Annotated in this window: 16 protein-coding genes and 1 pseudogene; 9 read left to right on the forward strand and 8 right to left on the reverse strand. The window is 42.1% G+C overall.

Annotated features, from left to right (window positions below; genetic code table 11):
• Positions 1-64: 64 nt before the first annotated feature.
• From L8106_RS29800 to L8106_RS18985, 4 genes are all read right to left on the reverse strand, one after another.
• Complete coding sequence (locus tag L8106_RS29800; protein WP_009786024.1) at positions 65-1564, reverse strand: serine/threonine-protein kinase; 1500 nt, start codon at positions 1562-1564, stop codon at positions 65-67.
• A 100-nt stretch (positions 1565-1664) separates the two neighbouring features.
• Positions 1665-2072, reverse strand: coding sequence for a DUF309 domain-containing protein (locus tag L8106_RS18975; protein WP_009786025.1), 408 nt, complete (start codon positions 2070-2072; stop codon positions 1665-1667).
• Positions 2073-2211: 139 nt separating this feature from the next.
• Positions 2212-2577, reverse strand: a complete 366-nt coding sequence (locus L8106_RS18980) for a ferredoxin thioredoxin reductase catalytic beta subunit (protein ID WP_023067235.1) — start codon at positions 2575-2577, stop codon at positions 2212-2214.
• Positions 2578-2710: 133 nt separating this feature from the next.
• Positions 2711-3862, reverse strand: coding sequence for a DUF58 domain-containing protein (locus tag L8106_RS18985; RefSeq protein ID WP_009786027.1), 1152 nt, complete (start codon positions 3860-3862; stop codon positions 2711-2713).
• 253 nt (positions 3863-4115) lie between these two features.
• On the opposite strand from L8106_RS18985, the gene L8106_RS18990 reads away from it, so the two are divergent.
• The 5 genes from L8106_RS18990 to L8106_RS19010 all read left to right on the forward strand — a co-directional run bounded on the left by L8106_RS18990 (position 4116) and on the right by L8106_RS19010 (position 9024).
• Positions 4116-5342, forward strand: coding sequence for a type IV pilus twitching motility protein PilT (locus tag L8106_RS18990; protein ID WP_009786028.1), 1227 nt, complete (start codon positions 4116-4118; stop codon positions 5340-5342).
• A gap of 209 nt (positions 5343-5551) precedes the next feature.
• The gene (coaD, locus tag L8106_RS18995; protein ID WP_009786029.1) at positions 5552-6025 is read left to right on the forward strand and encodes a pantetheine-phosphate adenylyltransferase; all 474 of its coding nucleotides are present in this window, start codon (positions 5552-5554) and stop codon (positions 6023-6025) included.
• Positions 6026-6691, forward strand: a complete 666-nt coding sequence (locus L8106_RS19000) for a hypothetical protein (RefSeq protein WP_009786030.1) — start codon at positions 6026-6028, stop codon at positions 6689-6691.
• A gap of 173 nt (positions 6692-6864) precedes the next feature.
• Complete coding sequence (locus L8106_RS19005) at positions 6865-8238, forward strand: DUF2157 domain-containing protein (protein WP_009786031.1); 1374 nt, start codon at positions 6865-6867, stop codon at positions 8236-8238.
• Positions 8239-8316: 78 nt separating this feature from the next.
• Positions 8317-9024, forward strand: a complete 708-nt coding sequence (locus L8106_RS19010; protein WP_009786032.1) for a GDYXXLXY domain-containing protein — start codon at positions 8317-8319, stop codon at positions 9022-9024.
• 24 nt (positions 9025-9048) lie between these two features.
• On the opposite strand, the gene L8106_RS19015 is transcribed toward L8106_RS19010, so the two are convergent.
• Positions 9049-9786 carry a phycocyanobilin:ferredoxin oxidoreductase gene (locus L8106_RS19015; RefSeq protein WP_009786033.1) on the reverse strand — a complete coding sequence of 246 codons (738 nt, stop codon included), beginning with the start codon at positions 9784-9786 and terminating at the stop codon, positions 9049-9051.
• Positions 9787-9953: 167 nt separating this feature from the next.
• Between L8106_RS19015 and tatA the strand changes: the two genes are divergently transcribed.
• A complete protein-coding gene (gene tatA / locus L8106_RS19020) occupies positions 9954-10175 on the forward strand; it encodes a twin-arginine translocase TatA/TatE family subunit (RefSeq protein ID WP_304412092.1) in 222 nt (73 codons plus the stop codon).
• Positions 10176-10236: 61 nt separating this feature from the next.
• On the opposite strand, the pseudogene cphA reads toward tatA, so the two are convergent.
• The 3 genes and pseudogenes from cphA to L8106_RS19035 all read right to left on the reverse strand — a co-directional run bounded on the left by cphA (position 10237) and on the right by L8106_RS19035 (position 14380).
• A pseudogene (gene cphA / locus L8106_RS19025) lies at positions 10237-12941 on the reverse strand (cyanophycin synthetase).
• A gap of 305 nt (positions 12942-13246) precedes the next feature.
• Positions 13247-14104 carry a cyanophycinase gene (locus L8106_RS19030; protein WP_009786037.1) on the reverse strand — a complete coding sequence of 286 codons (858 nt, stop codon included), beginning with the start codon at positions 14102-14104 and terminating at the stop codon, positions 13247-13249.
• 48 nt (positions 14105-14152) lie between these two features.
• Entirely contained in the window at positions 14153-14380 is a 228-nt protein-coding gene (locus tag L8106_RS19035) for a hypothetical protein (protein WP_009786038.1), read from the reverse strand.
• 470 nt (positions 14381-14850) lie between these two features.
• On the opposite strand from L8106_RS19035, the gene trmD reads away from it, so the two are divergent.
• The 3 genes from trmD (at position 14851) to L8106_RS19050 (ending at position 18801) form a co-directional block, all read left to right on the forward strand.
• Complete coding sequence (gene trmD / locus L8106_RS19040; RefSeq protein ID WP_009786039.1) at positions 14851-15531, forward strand: tRNA (guanosine(37)-N1)-methyltransferase TrmD; 681 nt, start codon at positions 14851-14853, stop codon at positions 15529-15531.
• Positions 15532-16117: 586 nt separating this feature from the next.
• Entirely contained in the window at positions 16118-17866 is a 1749-nt protein-coding gene (locus L8106_RS19045) for an alpha-amylase family glycosyl hydrolase (protein WP_009786041.1), read from the forward strand.
• Positions 17867-18072: 206 nt separating this feature from the next.
• Entirely contained in the window at positions 18073-18801 is a 729-nt protein-coding gene (locus L8106_RS19050; RefSeq protein ID WP_009786042.1) for a hypothetical protein, read from the forward strand.
• The last annotated feature ends 50 nt before the right edge of the window (positions 18802-18851 follow it).

An 18851-nucleotide genomic window follows, 5' to 3' on the forward strand; every position in this document is an offset into this window, starting at 1 on the left:
TTACACTGATCTTTTTTTGGTGATCGCGAATCTTCTGTTTGATACACTCTCAAGTTTTCAATGATCACAGTTGACAGGTTTCTGCCCGAGCAAATAACCAGTATAACGGCCAACGACATCCCGAGAATTTTTGAGCCGCATTTTTGCAGGTGGGAAACTGACCCCTAAGTGCATTTTCATCAAAGGTTAAGTCAGAATATTCTAACCAATCGCCATTTTTTCGCCAACCAATGCGATCGCCAAATTTATGATAACTTGACTCTTGAAATTTCCCCAGAGGATTTCCAGTTTCTAGGTAAATTTCTTTTTGAATACTTAACCCAAATTTTCCCTCTGAATATTTCATCCAAACTTGATCAAGTTCACGTAAATCAGCACAGGATAAACTTTCAATTGCATTGGCATCAATCCATCCTTCTGCCTCTCGGTTAGCAATTTTTAGCATAACTTTTTCTGTTTCTATATCTGCTTCTTTCCATTGTTTTTGACTCAGTAAGTTTTGCAGTTCGGTGTAATCTGTTTTCAGTGAATTTGAAGGTGATCTCAGATTTTCTAGCGTGATATAAACTCCACCCACAAAAAAGATGACGGTGATTATTCCGCCTAAAGAGCTTTTGATTGATTGAGTTACAGATTGTCGAAAAGGAGGGGTAGAAATGGGTGTAGTTGCCGCAGACTGACTTATATTAACGGTCGTTAACCTGTGAGTATTCGCTGTTGAAAAATTATTAGATTGAGTCAGTAAAGAAGTTAGTGAAGTTAAGGCTTCAGACGCATTAGAATAGCGATCACTTAACCGTTCTTGTACCATTTTATTGAGGATTTCCGCGAGTTCATCACTGACATTAGCGTGATTTCTCCAGAGGATTTCATCAGTTTTTTGATCGCGGGGAAATTGAGAGGGTTTTAACCCAGTGAGAGCTTGAATTCCGATGATTCCCACTGCATAAATATCGCTGGCGAATTTGGGGCGTCCTTGGGCTTGTTCGCTGGGCATATATCCCGGTGAACCAATACTCACGGTGAGGTGAGTTTGTCCTTGAGCGTTAACTTCTATTCCTTGAATTTCTTTAACGGCTCCAAAGTCAATTAATATGATTTTCTCATCGGAGTTTCGCCGCATAATATTGGTCGGTTTGAGATCGCGATGAATCACATTTTCTTGATGAACAACGACTAAAACTTCTAAAATGTCAGACAACAATTTAACGGTTTTTTCTTCACTCCATTGTTGTCCGGGTTGGAGTTCGTGGCTGAGATCTTTTCCCTCGATCAATTCTTGAACGAAGTAAAATTCTCCTTGATCGTTAAAATGAGCATAAAGCCGAGGAATTTGAGAATGTTCTCCCAAGCGATGTAAGAGTTGTGCTTCTTGATCAAATAATCGTTGAGCCACCGTCAGGACTTGGGGACTGGTATCTTTTGGAGAAAGATGTTTAACGACACATTGAGGTTGACCAGGTAAAGCGAGATCAACAGCTAAATAAGTATCTCCAAATCCTCCTGTTCCAATTTGTTGAGTAACTTGATAACGGCTCAAAAGTGTTCGACCAATGAGTGTCATATGTTTTTAATTTTTCAGAGATTAATTAAAATTATAGCAATTGAACTCGCCTTTGATTTTGAACTCATCTCTAATTTTTTGTTAAATTTATTAGCTCAAACTAGCTCTCAATCTTCAAGATTTTGGGAGGAGTAATTTCGAGGGAATTTTTACCCCCATTCTCAGCAAAAATAAAATCAGCAACTTTGTCTGGCCCTGCTGCTTGCAATGCTAATAATAAATTTTTGGTTTGATGAATTAACTGTTCAACATTAATCTCAAAATAATCAGGTTTAAAATAATCTAACCGACGCATTCCTTCACCCATCGAAGTTACAGTACCTTGCCAGTTATGATTGCTCAAATGATAGAGTCCTACGGCAATTTGTAAGATGCCTTGATAGAACTTTTTAGTCGGTTCCATCGCTTCCATCCACAACGCCTCTAAGGTATCGTGACAAGCATAATATTCTTGTTGGTTAAACTGTTCAATACCTTGCCAAAATTCTGACGGAATTTCCTCACGCATAATCTTTGTTTAAAAAATGATAGATTTACCGATAATTTTAAGTAAAAATTGGGTTGCCCTAATTTAAAATAGAGCGAACCCGCTCAAACAATCATCTAATCTCTCAAAAAATTAAAATGAGGTTTATTATTTGATGTTATTATGCCATGCTTTGACGAGCCGCTTCGAGATCTTCAGGGGTAATATCTTGTTCCTCACCTGCAAAATCATTATCCGGAGTTAAAAATAACATACAATGACATTCTTTGCGTTCCCGCATCGGAATACAAGGACAGTTCCAGAAAGTATTTTTAACTTCAGCTTCCTTATCTTCATAGTGGCGACAAGGACAAAGAGGCGCCCCTAAGTCATCTTTATGTTTAGCGAGTCCTTCGATCACGACTGCGGTGACTGAAGGATCAGAACAAAAATAGGTTCCTGTCCGCTTGGCATACTGTTCAGCGAATTTTTTCATCGCTTTCAAGCTTTTGTCAGTTGATAAATTTCCGTTAGTCTCAGTTGTCATGGTATCAGAGCTTAACATCTCGCATATTTTTTTAGATTGTAACGCACGATGGGATCATTATAATCAAAAGTGATCAGTGATCAGTTGCCCCAATTCTGCTGAACTCCTGAACACAGCAACTTATTTTGGCATCTTATTTCAATGCAGACTGAAGTTGAAGTTGTAGGGGTTGCTCCGGGAAAATTTGTAAACCTTGTTCGGAAAATTGAGCAGTTTTTGTAGAGTTAAAATGATCTTCATCTGACCACAAAACCCAACGACTTCCCTCGGGAAGTGATGTAATACTCTGGGAATTTTGAGTCAGCCAAATTAGGGGAGTATTGGGTAAATTTTCACCCCTTGCTTCTTCTGTCGCCATCACCGCAGCGAGTGTTGATAATACGACTCGATTTCCCTGAACTGAGCCTGTTTTTGCCGTCCATAATCGTACATTGAGTTGCGATCGCGAAGCATAAAAATATAGAGATCCGGCGGCAATTACAGCCTGTTCAAAATGCTCACTTTGCCAAGAATAGCTACTATCAAGACCAATGATAATTTCTTGGCCTCCGGTGGCGACTTCTAACTCCCGAACTCGCAGTTGATTATAACGCGCACTTGAGCGCCAATGAATTAAACGAGTGGGATCACCATAACGGTAGGGTCGAAGGGTACGAGTGACCCCTTCGGTTGCCATCTGAAACTGACTGCGATCGAGAACTTGTTGATTTTGTTCCCATCCCATTTGATCCACTAACGGGCAGGTTGTCAAGGGTAAAATAGTCGGATAGACAATCGCGGTTGCTTTGGCCTTTTGGGAACGACGACACCAAAATAAACCCAAAGGAGCCGCTGTCCGAAGCTGAACCTGATCCCAATGATAAACCCCTCGTCGTTCAGTCGGCAGATAATACACCCAATGATAAGTGCTGCTAGGAGCCAGGGTTTCGATAGCTGTTGCGGATTTTCCTAAAATTGAGGGGAGTTGATCGTATACTTGTAAAAGAGTTTTCGGTTGATTAGAGCGATTGTAAATTTCTAGTTCGACCGTGAGTTGACTTCCCACGCTAACAGGTTCAAGGGAACGACGGTGAACATCTAGGGATTTTAGCGATCGCCCCGGTAATACTGCCGCAATTGTTAATAAAGCAAAACTGATCCCACTGATCACATACAACCAACCCGTCATCGTATTTGTCGCTGCTCCAAAGAAAAAGAGCGATAAAAAAGTGAGTAATCCTCCCGCATACGCTGGCGCGATCCAATGGGTTTCGAGCCAATAGCTGATTTTTCGATTAATTTTCATAGCAAATACTGCTGGTTTGTGTTCCCGTTGGGCGAGAATATCTGTAATTTTATCCGCTTAGAAGTTCTCAGTTATGATAAATTAACAGGAAGATTTTCAGCAAAGTATAGAAGGGATCTGCTCCAGTCTGATCTCAAAATTTGATTACAAAACTTTTAAAAAGTCTACAGGAAGTCATCAGATTTTCTATAATTACTGTTAATTGACCTGAATAAAAATCAACTGAGTTCGCGCTTCCAGGAGAATTCAACCTATGACAAATGCTGCTATCCCTCAGTCGTCGAACCCTCCTTTGCCAAAGGTCCCCCCTCCTCCCAAATCTCAAGACTCCAATCCCAAAAGCTCTCACGCCAAGACCACGATTAAACAAATGGTCAAGGATGCGTATCATCTCAAAGCCTCTGATATTCATATTCGCGTTGGACATACTCCTCGCTTTCGGATTCAAGGTGAGATGGTCAGAGCCAAGGATCAGGTCAAGGTTACACCAGAGATTTTTGAACAGTACCTGATTGAGATTCTCAGTCCCAATCAACGACAGCAGTTTTCCCACGACAAGGAACTCGATGCGGCGATTTTTTATCCCGGTTTAGTCCGTTGTCGGGTTAACTGTTTTGACTCCCTCAGTGGCGGAGCGATGGTACTGCGGTTAATTAGCTTGAAAGTTCCCTCCATTGATGAAATGGGTTTACCCGAAGTCCTCAAAAGGATTATTACCAATCCACAGGGATTGATTTTGGTGACAGGGCCAACGGGTTCAGGTAAATCGACAACGCTGGCGGCGATGATTCGTTATCTCAATGAAACCGCCAAAAAGCACGTCATTACCATTGAAGATCCGATTGAATTTGTACATCCTTCCCATCGCTGTCTGATTAGTCAACGGGAAGTCGGCCTGCATACGCTAGAATTTAATAAAGCTTTACGATCGGCTTTGCGGGAAGACCCCGATGTGATTCTAATTGGGGAAATGCGCGATCGGATAACGGTGAACACGGCTTTGCAAGCGGCACAAACGGGTCACTTGGTTCTCGGAACCCTGCACACTCGCAGTGCAATTAATAGCCTTAACCGTTTATTAAACCTGTTTAATGTTGATGAACAGCCCGCCATGCGAATTCAAATTTGTGATTCTTTAGTGGCAGTTGTTGCTCAATTACTGGTTCCGACTGTGGAAAATCGTCGGACTGGGGTACATGAAATTTTGGTTAATACTCCGGCAATGCGCGATTATCTGCTCAAAGGAGATGACGAAAGTGCAACCCAATTGATGGAGTCAGACTCCTACGAAGGTATGCAACTCCTGAACCAATCGATCTTTGAAAAAGTTATCGAAGGGCGGATTACGATGGAGGAAGCTGAAAAAGTCTCACCTGAACCTGCCGATCTCGATCGCCGTTTCCGAATGGCTGGGATTGATACAGATGGTTCTGTGCGTCAATTCAAAGCTGGGAAGTCTCCCTTCAGTGCTGACGGTTAACTCCTGCCAGTCGCCGTATACATCTCTCCCCCTCTGGCTTCTGGGTGTGCCTAATGGGATATTGAGTAGTTCTGGGGTCGAATACCATTGGCTCCCAACCGATTTGTGCCTTTCTCCTCAGCGTTACGGTTATCGGATTTCTGCTCAATCATCTCTGGCGTTTTCAAATCGTCCTATAATTTGTCAGTAACTCCTACAATGGCTCAATCGTGATTGCGATTTACCCGGGTAGCTTTGATCCGATTACCTTAGGCCACTTAGATATTATAGAACGAGGTTGTAAGCTCTTTGAATTGGTGATCGTTGCTGTTCTGCGAAATCCAAACAAAACTCCTTTGTTTACTGTCGAGGAACGCATCGAGCAAATTAACACCTCCGTTCAACATCTGCATAATTTAGAAGTCGCCAGTTTTAAGGGTCTTACGGTAGAGTATGCAAAACAACGGAATGCTCAGGTTCTACTTCGAGGTCTGCGAGTCTTGTCTGATTTTGAAATGGAGCTGCAAATGGCTCACACGAATAAGACCCTCTCTGATAAAATCGAGACAGTTTTCTTGGCAACCTCAAATGAATATAGCTTTTTATCCAGTAGTGTGGTAAAAGAGATTGCTAAGTTTAGTGGTTCTATCGATCATCTCGTTCCAAAACACGTTGCTCAAGATATATATAAAAGATATTTATAGATGCTACGCCAGGAATCAAATCCCCAAATCGAACCCGAACAAAACGCACTGATCCCAGAAATAGACACCACTCCCAGTGGCGTACCTGGGATCGATATTCAACGAGAACTGAATCGACTCGAAGAAATGATTCTGGATAGTCTTCAGGTGCCGCTGATTCGACGAACTTTAATTGATGAAGAACAGTTACTCGATCAGTTGGATCTAATCCGCTTGAATTTACCGAGTGCGTTTCAAGAGGCTGATATTATTGTTCGCCACAAAGACGAAATTCTCACTGAAGCTGAAGAATACGCCCAAGAAATTTTAGAAGCGGCTGAACACCGAGCGACTCAACTCTTAAATGAAATGGGAATTGTTCAGCAAGCCCAAGCAGAAGCCGAACAGTTACGACAACAAGTTCAAGTTGAGTGTGAAACTCATCAGCAACAGACCATTGCAGAAGTTGAACAAATTCGCTATCAAGCTCAACAAGAACTCGATGACATCCGCTCTCGAACTTTAGCTGAGTGTAAAGAGATTCAAAATGGTGCTGATGAGTATGCTGACCACGTTTTAGGAAATATTGAACAGCAGCTTGGTGAAATGTTACGAGTGATTCGTAATGGTCGTCAACAGTTGCACATTCAACATGATAATACCTCGGGACAACTACGAGGACAGTAAACAGCCAACAGTTCTGACTTGTGATTTCTGACTTCTGAGTTGTGGGGTGGCGGTTCCCTCAATTGTGCAGGTTTAAGAGGTGTCTAAGGCGGTGGTGAAAGACTAGCCATTAATGACAAACTAGAAACTGTAACTAGGGATATGATCGTCTTTTAGAGGCGAATAAATAAAAGATGGCTTCCGAAAAATTTCGTCGCCAACTGCGCCACGAAGCCCAACTTTGGAAAGCAGAAGGATTAATCAACGATTCCGCTTATCAACAGATTTCTGATCGTTATCAATTCAACAGTATTGATACTGCTGCAAGTTCCCGCTTTGTGATGATTCTCATCGGTTTAGGTGGCATTCTGTTGGGTTTGGGTGTGATTACTTTTGTCGCAGCAAATTGGCAAGAGTGGCCGAGAGAACTCAAAATTATCTTGCTACTCAGTTTATTTATTGGTCTGAATACAAGTGGATTTTATCTCTGGCAAGCTAACCCTAAAACGGGAAAAACAAAACATTTAGGAGAAGGATTACTCCTTTTTGGCGCACTCAGTTTGGGGGCTAATATCTCCCTGATGGCGCAAATGTTTCATATTGGCGGTTCTCCCTACGGACTGTTTTTGGTTTGGGGATTGGGCGTTTTATTGATGGCTTACAGCCTACGTCTGGTGTCTCTTGGTATTTTATCAATTTTACTGCTGGGAATTGGCTATTGGTCGGGAGTCAGTAATATTTTTGTTCCGGCTGAATTAACGGGGCTAGAATTTCTGCTAGTACACATGGCGTTAGTCAGTGCAATTTTGTTTGTTCCTCTGGCCTATTGGTGTCAGTCCCGATCAATTTTTATCATGGCGGTATTACTGCTTATTCCCGCTTTACAGATGAATATTGCGGTACTTTTAGACTACAATTTCTCCTCAGAATTGATGACAATTGGATTGATTTTACCCCCGGCGTTATTATGGAGTTATGATGATAGTCTTTTTCCGGGTATTGATAGCCGACTGTTTCGACCTCATACTCGCAATTTAGCGATTTGGTTTTTAGCCGTTTTATTTTATCTCTTTTCCTTTCGAGGAATTGGGATGTCTTTATTCTATTATGGCTCTAACTCCTCTTTAGCAATTAATGGGTTTCATTTGCTCATTGATGTGATTTTATTGGGCGGTTTAACGATTTGGCAATGGCTTTATTTAGCTAAACCCCGTCATTCCTATCAACATTGGGGACTGGATGCAGTTAGCAGTACAATCGCTGTATTTTTGGGAGTGACAGCACTGGTTGGTTTTGGATATCAAAGTATTAGTGTCACCCTATTTGTATTTGTTTTCAATATTCTACTCTTTTTACTGTCAGGTGGTTTAGTTAGAATCGGATTAGGAGAAGGAAACCGAGGAGCATTTTGGGGCGGTATGATCTTACTGACGCTACAAATTATGAGTCGGACTTTTGAATACAATACCGAATTACTGTTTAAAGCACTTGTCTTTGTATTATGTGGTGTGGGTGTTATCTTAGCGGGTTTATGGTTTGAACGGCATTTATCTCGTCAACATACTTAGTTTCCGCTCTTGATTAAAACCGCGATATCAAGCGGCTAAACTGGGTCTATTTTTAGCAAAATCTGGAGGATTAATTCAATGCAAGAACCAAATCATAAAAATACAGAGAGTCAAAATACAGAAACTTTATCTAATAATTTTTCTGAAAATCTGGAGACTGAAACCGAATCTCTAATTAATCAATCTCTCGTTCAAAAAAAACGCCTTCCGAGTTGGCGGTTGTTGCTTCCGTTGTGTTTTCAACTCGCTATCATTGGCTTAGTTCCGGCTCAAGCGGTGTATACTCATATTACCGGAAAAACCGTTGTTTTGCAAACTGCACCTGTTGATCCTTATGATTTTTTACGAGGTTATTATCAGGTGTTGAATTATGATATTTCGACTCTAGAAAACCTAAAAACTCTCCCCGGTTGGGAAGAATTTTCCAACAATCAAGATTATCTTCCATCGGGAACAACAATTTATGTGATTTTAGAACAACCGACTCTACAACCCACTGAATCCCCTCGTCCGCAAGCTTGGGAACCGATTAAAATTAGTTCAACTTTACCCAAAGACTTACCTAACAATCAAATTGCACTGAAAGGAGAATCTAACGGTTGGCGAATTGAATATGGTTTAGAAACCTATTATATGCCTGAAGATCAACGGGTGCAAGTCAATCAAAATATTACAGATGCTCAACGAAATGAACCCCAATCTTTTGTTGTGGAAGTGAAAGTCAATGCTCAAGGAAAAGCGGTTCCGGTGAGTTTGTGGGTTCGCAATCAAAACTATAAGTTTTAATGAACTTTTAGGTAACAATTAAACCTACGATTCTACAAAGTCAAATAATACTGTTGTCATGTAATAATCCGCCCACTCTGTCCCAAACGCTTTTTCTAAAACCCGTCGAGTTTTGTCATTTTGTTGCTGTTGAGTGCAATAATATTTTTGAGCAGATTGAATTTGAGTTTGTTCTTCCGGTGAAACAGGATTTTGAGCAGTTGCATACTGACAGTGAACCCGTAGATAAGCATCAACTTGGTTTAAAAACGCTGCTTCTTCTGTTTCATCCATCGGACGAATAAATAAGCAAAATTCCGAGAAAATATCGCCCCAGTCGGGAATATCACGAGGTTGAGAAAAAGTATTCGGTAAGGAAGATAAAGCCTGATGATAATCACTCGGAAGATGGGGTTTGGGGTAAATCGGCGATAAATCAACAATCGCGGCGCTAATTTTTCCTCGTCCACCCACCAAGTCTGTCCCAAACATGGGTAAGGCGTAGTCAACCCGAGGAAACATCACACAATGGAGAATATCGAGACTCTGACCGACTTTTGCCAATTCCAGGTGTAGCTTCCGAAATTGGGGCGTTTGATAACAACGGTTTTCAATAGTCAGTTTTTCCCCTTCCAGTCGCCCTTCGACATAGCCTAATTCTGCGGGAAGGTGATAAGGTTCAAGGTCGAGATATTGTTCCCAAATTGCCTCAATTCGGTTAGCAAGTTGACGAATTAAGGAATGTTGTTGTTCGCGTAGGGAAGGGGTTGATGCTTCTACCATAGAAAAATTTTTGCTTGTTACTGCGTCAAATCATCTCTAACAGACGCTAATTTAGCTCTCTGTAGATCTAGAATATCAGGTTACAGTCTACAAAAATTTGCAACTTGGGAAAATAAAGCTTCTCTGAGGTGCTGCGCTTCTCAATACTGTCTAAATTTCTCGGTAAGATGAAGGGGTCTATCTGCATCGAGGAAGTTGTGATGTTTGGTTTGGGATTGCCAGAAATGGGAGTAATTTTGTTAGTTGCTGTATTTATCTTCGGGCCAAAAAAGATTCCCGAGTTAGGAAAAACCATCGGTCAAGCGCTAAAAGGCTTCAAAGATGAAATGCAGAATGATTTAGAAACCGACAGTGACAACCCAGAAGTTAAAAAATCTGAGGGAAATTAAGCATTAGGGATGAGAAATTGAACTTTTGGGGTTGATTCTCATCCCAAGCTTTGAGATTTGCTTAAACCTGCGACGGTTTCAAGTTTGTAGAATAGGGCGCAGAAGCCGTTCCGTTTTGACCAGTCGATGAATCCGAAATCGGATTGCGAGCTTCGATCAGACTAATTGCCCGAGTCACACTTTCCGGTAAAATGACGACTAAACCGCCATTGGGAGCGCGATCGAGAGTTGTTTCTATCGCTTCGGTTTCATTGAGAATGGTTTCATGGCTAACTCGGGGGTCAGGAACTCGACTCAACACCTGTTCAATCCCTTCGCGAATTAAGTCAGCCCCATTGCCCCGTTCTCGACCTCGGGTGTCATCATCTTCTTTGATCACAATTTGGTCAAACATCTCAGCGGCCAGTTTGCCCAAGGTGACAAAATCTTCATCTCGGCGATCGCCAGGGCCACCAACAACCCCAATCCGTACCCCTTCCCAGTTACGAACAAACCCGGCTAAGGCTTCATAACTTGCGGGATTATGAGCATAATCAATCAGGGCGTGATATTTACCCATATTAAACAGGTTCATCCGTCCGGGGGTTTGAGAAGCCGAAGCCACAAAAGTTGATAAACCGGCACGAATATGTTCAATTTTGATCCCTTGAGCAAAGGCCGCCAAACAAGCTGCTAAAGCGTTAGCAATCATAAATGGGGCTTTTCCTTCCATCGTCAGAGGCACATTAACCGCCTGTTCGATCCGGAGTGTCCAGTCTCCTTTAAGGATGGAGAGATAGCCATTTTCATACACCGCAGCCAACCCGCCTGCTGCCGTATGTTTGAGAACGGTTTCATTTTCGGGGTTCATCGAGAAATAGGCGACTTGGGCTTTGGTGCGTTCAGCCATTTCTGCCACTAACGGGTCATCTGCGTTCAACACCACGTAGCCTTTAGGGATCACTGACTCTGCTACAACGCTTTTCACTTTAGCGAGTTGTTCAACGGTGTCAATATCGCCTAAGCCCAGGTGATCGGCGGACACATTCAAGACAATACCCACATCACAGGTATCAAACCCTAAACCGGAACGGAGAATTCCTCCCCGAGCGGCTTCGAGGACAGCAATTTCCACAGTTGGATCACAGAGAATCAGTTGAGCGCTTTGGGGGCCTGTGTTATCCCCTGCTTCTACGAGATAGTCACCGATATAGGTGCCGTCTGTGGTGGTGTAGCCGACCATAGAACCCGTTTCTTTGACAATGTGAGCCAGTAGACGAGTGGTTGTGGTTTTACCATTCGTCCCGGTGACAGCCAAAATGGGAATGCGACTCAGTTGACCTGTGGGGAACAGCATATCCATGACCGCCCCAGCCACGTTCCGGGGTAAACCTTCACTGGGGGCAACGTGCATCCGAAATCCTGGTGCGGCGTTAACTTCGACGATCACCCCATCAACTTCTCGCAAGGGGCGGCTAATATCGGGGCTAACGACATCAATTCCGGCGATATCAAGACCGATTATTTTTGCCACTCGGGAAAACAGCCAGATATTTTCTGGGTGAACTTCATCGGTGCGGTCAATGGCACTTCCCCCAGTGCTGAGGTTGGCGGTTGCCCGTAGGAAGCAGCGTTCTCCTTCTGGCAATACCGAATCTAAAGCATGGCCTTGTTCGGCAATCATTGACAGGGCTGTTTGATCAATTTCAATTCGAGTCAGGACGTTATCATGTCCATCGCCTCGTCGAGAGTCGCGGTTGGTTTCCTCGATCAGTTCTTCGATAGTGGAACGACCATCACCAATGACGTGACCCGGAACTCGTTCGGAGACGGCGACGACTTTTCCGTTCACCACTAACACCCGAAAGTCCCGACCTTGATAGAAGCGTTCTACAATCACGCTGCGAGTTTTAGAAGCGGTACTCGCCGAATCGTAGGCTTGTTCTGCTGTTTCCCACCGGGTTATATCGAGGGTAATACCGCGACCGTGATTTCGTCTAGGGGTTTCATGGCGATGGGATAACCGCCCACAAAGTCAACGGAATCTTTCAAATCATCAAAGTAGCGAATGACAGTCCCTCTGGGAACTGGAATCCCGGCATTTCGCAGAATTTGTTTGGTGCCTTCTTTATCACAGGCCAGTTCTACGCCTAAAATGCTGGTATGACCGCTCAGAGTGGCTTGGATACGTTTTTGATTGACGCCGTAACCGAGCTGAATCATAAAGCGGGTTTTCAATTCAAGCCAAGGAATTCCTCGGGCTTCGGCTTCACTAACGATCGCATCGGTACTCGGGCCTAGAGCAGCCTGGGCTTTGAGTTCTTTGAGGTCTTCGATATCTTGGTTGAGTTCTTCTTCGCTATAGGTTCCATTTTCGACAATACTCTGACACAGGCGTACCGCAGCCCGACCTGCATACCGACCCACTTGTTCACTTTGATACTCATAGACCACCTGAAAAATTCCGGGTGTCGCGGTTTCTCTGGTTCGACCAAACCCGACTGACATTCCGGCTAAGTTCTGGAGTTCGAGGGCGACGTGTTCGATAATGTGTCCCATTAACGTTCCCCGTTGTACCCGACTGAGAAATCCTCCTCTGACTCCCGGTGAACAGTGATGTTCGACTAAACTCGGCAAAGCGGAGGTTATACCTTCATAGAAGCCGGGAATATCACAAGAATAGCGTTCCACGAGATCTTCGAGGTCTAGGCGCATGACGATCAGTTTATGCCGTCTGATGCTCCAGTAGTTGGGGCCGCGTAATGTCAGAACCTTGAGAATTTTCATATCTGTCTATGAGTGTGTGATGCCGGAGTGTTCCAGAATAATAATTATACTGTTATCAATTTCTAACTTTAAAATACATCCTAGCTGTTCTCAATGAACAGTTGAGCAATTTAATATGATGAGAATTGAGTTGAAATTTTGAATCGGCTTTAGGAGCTACAGGAGTTAGATGATTGAGTTGGGTTGATAACGAGGATTGTTTGTCGTTATTTCCCGGTCTTTTTCCCGCAGCTCCTCTTGCCTTAGCATTTCAACAACATTTTCTGTTCAAACTAGAGAGAAAATTGACATTTAGGAATTGTTCCCTAGAGGCTCTGTGCTGCGATCGGAATCCGGGTGCGGATGTTGTATTCATCGCCGTGGGAGAGGATATGAACTCGCAAATTAAACAGACTCAAAGGATCTGCTGCACCGACTTTAGACGCATTAGTATAAGACATTTCAGTTGCATCCACAATGGTTACGGTGCCTTTACCAATGACCTTAAGTTTTTCTTGAGCTTCAAACATCGCACAAGTGTCTTCATCAATTCCCAAGCCTAAACGTTCGGGATGAGAAGTAATGGCGCTGATCAAACGACCCAAACGATTGCGGTTGTGGAAGTGTTGATCGACAATGACTTCAGGCATGATATCTAAACCGGTTGCCATGTCCACGAGAGAACGATTTGGAGATTCTCCACTACCCCCGCCTGCGATCATGTGATGGCTCATGACTGCTGCGCCTGCACTGGTTCCCGCCAGCGCCATTCTCCCTTCACGAGCGGCGACCCGAATTTTACTCATTAAGGGTGTATCTGCCAGCAAACTATAAAGGCGCAGTTGATCTCCTCCGGTTAGAAAGACTCCTGTACAGGAGGTATCTAGATAGGAGTGCCATTCTGTGTTTTCACAGTGATGACGTTCGCGGATATCAAAGATTTTGATCTCTTTGGCTCCCATCTCCTCAAAGATTTTTTGATAACGTTCGCCTTGAAGACCCGGTTCTCGCGACGCTGAAGGAACAATGGCAAGCTGTGCTTTTGCTCCGCCTGCACGGTTAAAAAAGGTTTGCAGAATCTCACGTCCATGAACTTTATCTTCCGCTCCCCCAATGATTAAAATTGAGGTCTGAGTGGGTCGGGGTATCATTTGTTCAAGGGCTTGAGACGTCAACTGCTGCATATCTAATCTCCTCTGATCAGCATAAGTTTAATCAGTGGGATATAATCCCTACTTAAAATATTTACAGGCTTTTTTGGGGGGGTTCTGGTCAATTTTTGACTTTTTATATTGGGCATTTGAGAGGTAAAGCCGGAGATCTTCGACCCCGACGGGTAAACGACTGATCACCGGAGCAGGTGTTGACGGGTTGACCTGGCTGTTTTGATTGGGTTTAACTTTCCGATTTTCTGAGGTCTGAAAGTCATCAGCTTCTCTGTTGACAAGGGTTACAGTCACCTCCGTTATTTGAGGGCGGAGTCATCGATGACTTGAGCCGGAAGATTCTTTTGCGGTGTTTAACCCGGTTGACCTCAACGCTTAGGTGGGTCTTTGGTAAGGAGTCTCACCCCACTCAATGATCCGGGATCTTTTTGTTGACCTAATCTAAGTTGCATCAGCAGAGATGGAAGGTTAACTTTACACCCAGTCAAGGTTGAATTTGAACCTCGAATTTAGGGTGCTAGCTTGAGAATTCTATCATCTCATGCTAGTGAGCCTAGCTTCAGATTTTTTCGTTGATCCCCACGACAGACAACCTCTATCGGTTTTTGTTCGTAAAGTTAGCTTTACACCCAAAGTATAGTATATTTTGATACCAAATTAAACGATTTTTGAGATTTTATCGCTTATCATATAGCATTGTACAGATTTTGTGGTTTCCAGTTTTCAACGTTTCTTAACAATTAATTCCTCTGAGTTTTATTCCTGTGCGATTTGACATTATCACCCTGTTCCCAGATTTTTTCAGTTCTCCACTGCAATCCGGATTGCTAGGTAAGGCTTTAGCCAAGGAAATTGCCCAGATTCATTTGGTCAACCCGCGAGATTTTACGACGGATAAGCATCGACGAGTTGATGATGAACCCTATGGCGGTGGAGTTGGAATGGTACTTAAGCCAGAACCGATTTTTGCCGCCGTTGAGTCTGTACCTATCTTACCCCGACGAGACATCATTTTGTTGACTCCCCAGGGAGAACGAATGAATCAAAGTTTATTTCGGGAGTGGGCGACAAATTTCGATCAACTGGTTGTCATTTGCGGTCATTATGAAGGCATTGACGAACGGATTACTCATATTGTGACTCGGGAAGTCTCTTTAGGCGATTTTGTCCTTACTGGCGGCGAAATTCCGGCGATGACTTTAGTTAACGGGGTGATTCGTTTACTTCCGGGAACGGTGGGTAAGGAAGAATCTCTCAAAGCCGAAAGTTTTGAACAACAGTTACTTGATTATCCCCACTACACCCGACCCGCAGAATTTCGCGGTTGGAAAGTTCCCGATGTTTTACGGTCGGGAAATCATGCTGAAATTGAAAAGTGGCGACAACAACAGCAACTTCAACGCACTCGTGAACGTCGTCCGGATTTATTGGATCTTGATCTGTAATTGAATTGAGGGGAGAAACACTTGAGGATGAATCCTTCTGCGGTGATTTACCCCTCGTTTATTCGGGGAAAATATCAAACCTTGTTCTTTTTTGGTCTACTCTCACAATTCAAGTTCAAGATTACCCGTTCTTCCAATGACAGAAACGATACAGACCGTTGGTGAGAATTAATTCCCCAAAATTTTACTTCTCAAAAAACTGTTTTTAATCAAATTCGGTGTATAATAAAGTGTTTAAGGAGTTCAACTATAGGATATTCCGTTAAGTCTGTCATTACAGATTGACGCTTCCTAGAAAGTTCTACATTTCCTTTTTCTAAACCTCAATATCTTCATTTGTTACAATCATCAGGGATTGTTGCTATCCGGGCATTTTGTAGAGATAGATCAGACTAAAACCCCTCTCTCACCCACTCTACTTAGACTCAGAATTAGGGGCATCTAGAACCATCAGAGGATCTCGTTTAAAAGTTTTTTTCATTTCTATATCTAGGTTTAATTTAATCTGGAATACTTTCAAGTCAGAGGTTTAGAACTCTGGCTAGTCGTTTGGTTGCAAAAATAAGCTTAAAAGTAGGATAAAGATATGGCTATTACTCAATCCCTCGAAAAATATCAATACTTTCAACAGCGAGTTCAACCCTTATTAGAAATCATTTATGATCAATCTACAGTCCAAACCTTATTAAAGCAAATTTTTGAGATTCTTCAAGACCATTCCTCAGACTTTCACGAAGAAAATCTCAATAAATGGAGTCAAGACAACATTTTACTGATTACTTACGGTAACAGTATTGAAAAATTTGGAGAACAACCCTTACTCACCCTCAAAAACTTCTTAGATAAATATCTCAAAGACACCATTACAGGGGTTCACATTTTACCCTTTTTTCCTTACAGTTCCGACGATGGATTTTCAGTAATTGACTATCTAAAGGTAAATCCCCAACTTGGAGATTGGGAAGATATCGAAAATATTGCCAATCAATTTGACTTGATGGCTGATCTTGTGATTAATCATATCTCCAGTCAAAGCGATTGGTTTCAGCAGTTTCAACAAGGCGAAAAACCCGGTTCTGATTATTTTATCACCGTTGATCCGAGTACAGATTTATCAGCCGTTGTTCGTCCTCGTAGTACACCTGTGATCACTCCAGTTGACACACCAGAAGGCGAAAAACACGTTTGGGCAACTTTTAGTGAAGATCAAATTGATCTCAACTTTGCCAATCCAAATGTCTTGTTAGAATTTATCAAAATTATTCTCATTTATGTTAGCAAAGGTGCTAAATATATTCGCTTAGATGCGGTGGGATTTCTCTGGAAAGAAATCGGTACTTCTTGTATTCATCTTCCTCAAACTCATGCTGTAGTTAAACTCCTGCGAGAACTCTTGCAACTGGTAAATCCTTCTGTTGTGTTAATTACAGAAACCAACGTTCCCAACCGAGAGAATTTAAGCTATTTGGGCAACCGAAATGAGGCACACATGATTTATAATTTTAGTTTGCCTCCTCTGGTTTTACACGCCCTCATTCAAGGAAAATCCGACTATTTAAAAACCTGGATGATGAGTATGCCACCTGCCCCTTTAGGCTGTGCTTACTTCAATTTTACGGCTTCCCATGATGGCATTGGTTTACGTCCAACTGAGGGATTATTATCAGAACAAGAGTATTGGACGATGTTAGAAACCATGAAAAAATTTGGGGGAAAAGTGAGTATGAGAACAAAACCGGATGGGAGTGAAAGCCCCTATGAACTGAATATTTCTCTGTTTGATGCAATGAAAGGAACGGTTCGAGGGGAAGATAAATGGCAAGTTCAACGGTTTCTCTGTTCACAAACAATTATGATGTCGTTAGAAGGAATTCCGGCTTTTTATATTCATAGTTTGCTAGCGACACCCAATGATTATATTAAGCTGAAACAAACAGGCAGAAATCGTTCGATTAATCGCCATGAATGTGATCTAAACGAACTGGAAAATAAACTCAGTCATCCTCATTCACCCCAATCTATTGTCTTTCGAGAACTCTGTCGTCGGATTCAAATTCGTCGCCGTCAAAGCGCTTTTCATCCTAATGCAACTCAGTATACACTACAATTGAAGCGAGTGCTATTTGGGTTTTGGCGACAGAGTATTATTCGCGATCAAAGTATCTTTTGTATTTTCAATTTAACGGATCAGCCACAAGTTTTGCGATTATCAGATTTGAATTTAGTATGTACCGATCCCTGGTGTGATTTGATTAGTGGTGAGACAGTCGATAATATCTATTCTTGCTTAAATCTGCATCCTTATCAAGCGATTTGGCTAACGAATAAATTCTAATTTCCGGTTGAGTCATCTGGCGTTTAAAGTTCACAAAATCTTACTTGTATTATACCTTGGAGGTGTTCGATTTGAGCATCTCTATTTATTTTTGAGCAGAAATCAAATGTCGATTTGTAAAATTGATTACCCGATCAAGAAATTTTGATGATAAGATAAGAGACTTCATTTTTTTCTGAAGTTTCACTTACTTGAGAGTTGGGTTTATGAGTTTAACTGAGATTTATCCAAAAACAAATCAAAAAGTAAAATCCTATTTATGGATGATTCTTCTTTTTGATCTAGTTTTCCTGGGTTTAACAATTCGTCGGGCGGTTTTACTGGGAAAAAGTCCGATGGTTTACTTTGGAGAAACAGGGATTATTAGCTGGTTATCTTGTTTGCAGTTGTTGATTCTTTCGGGATTAGCCTGGAAAATTTATCGCATCCGAAAATTAGCCCCGATAGAAACAAAAGGAAAAAAATTACCGCAAACGTTATGGAAACTGATTGCCATTGGATTTTTATTTTTGGCTGTAGATGAAATTGTGCAAATTCACGAAGCAACGGATTTTTTGATTCATTGGGTTTTTCAAATTCCAGATAACAGTAAGTTTCTACAACTTGATGGGTTAATTGTTGCGGGTTATAGTGCTATTGGTGCATATATTTTATACTCTTTTTGGGATGAATTTAAACGGTATAAACCTGCATTTTATCTGTTTGTTTTAGGTTTTGCTTTCAAAGCCACTATGGTTTTCATTGATTTGGGTACCGATGATGACAGCATTTTTTCATTTTGGTTAGCCGATCCCAAACGTCATAAACTGATGTATGACTGGGTACAAACGGTAGAAGAATCGTTTAAAATTCTAGCTGAAGGTGCATTTATCGCTGCTTTTATTGCTTGTTTACAAATTGCTAAACGAATGACTCGAAACCAAATTCCCGAGTAAAATAGAGTCAACCCTCAGTTATCAGATTTGGAAATCAAGCTAATTTTTTA

The organism is Lyngbya sp. PCC 8106, assembly GCF_000169095.1.
In the GTDB taxonomy this organism is placed as follows: Bacteria; Cyanobacteriota; Cyanobacteriia; order Cyanobacteriales; family Microcoleaceae; genus Capilliphycus.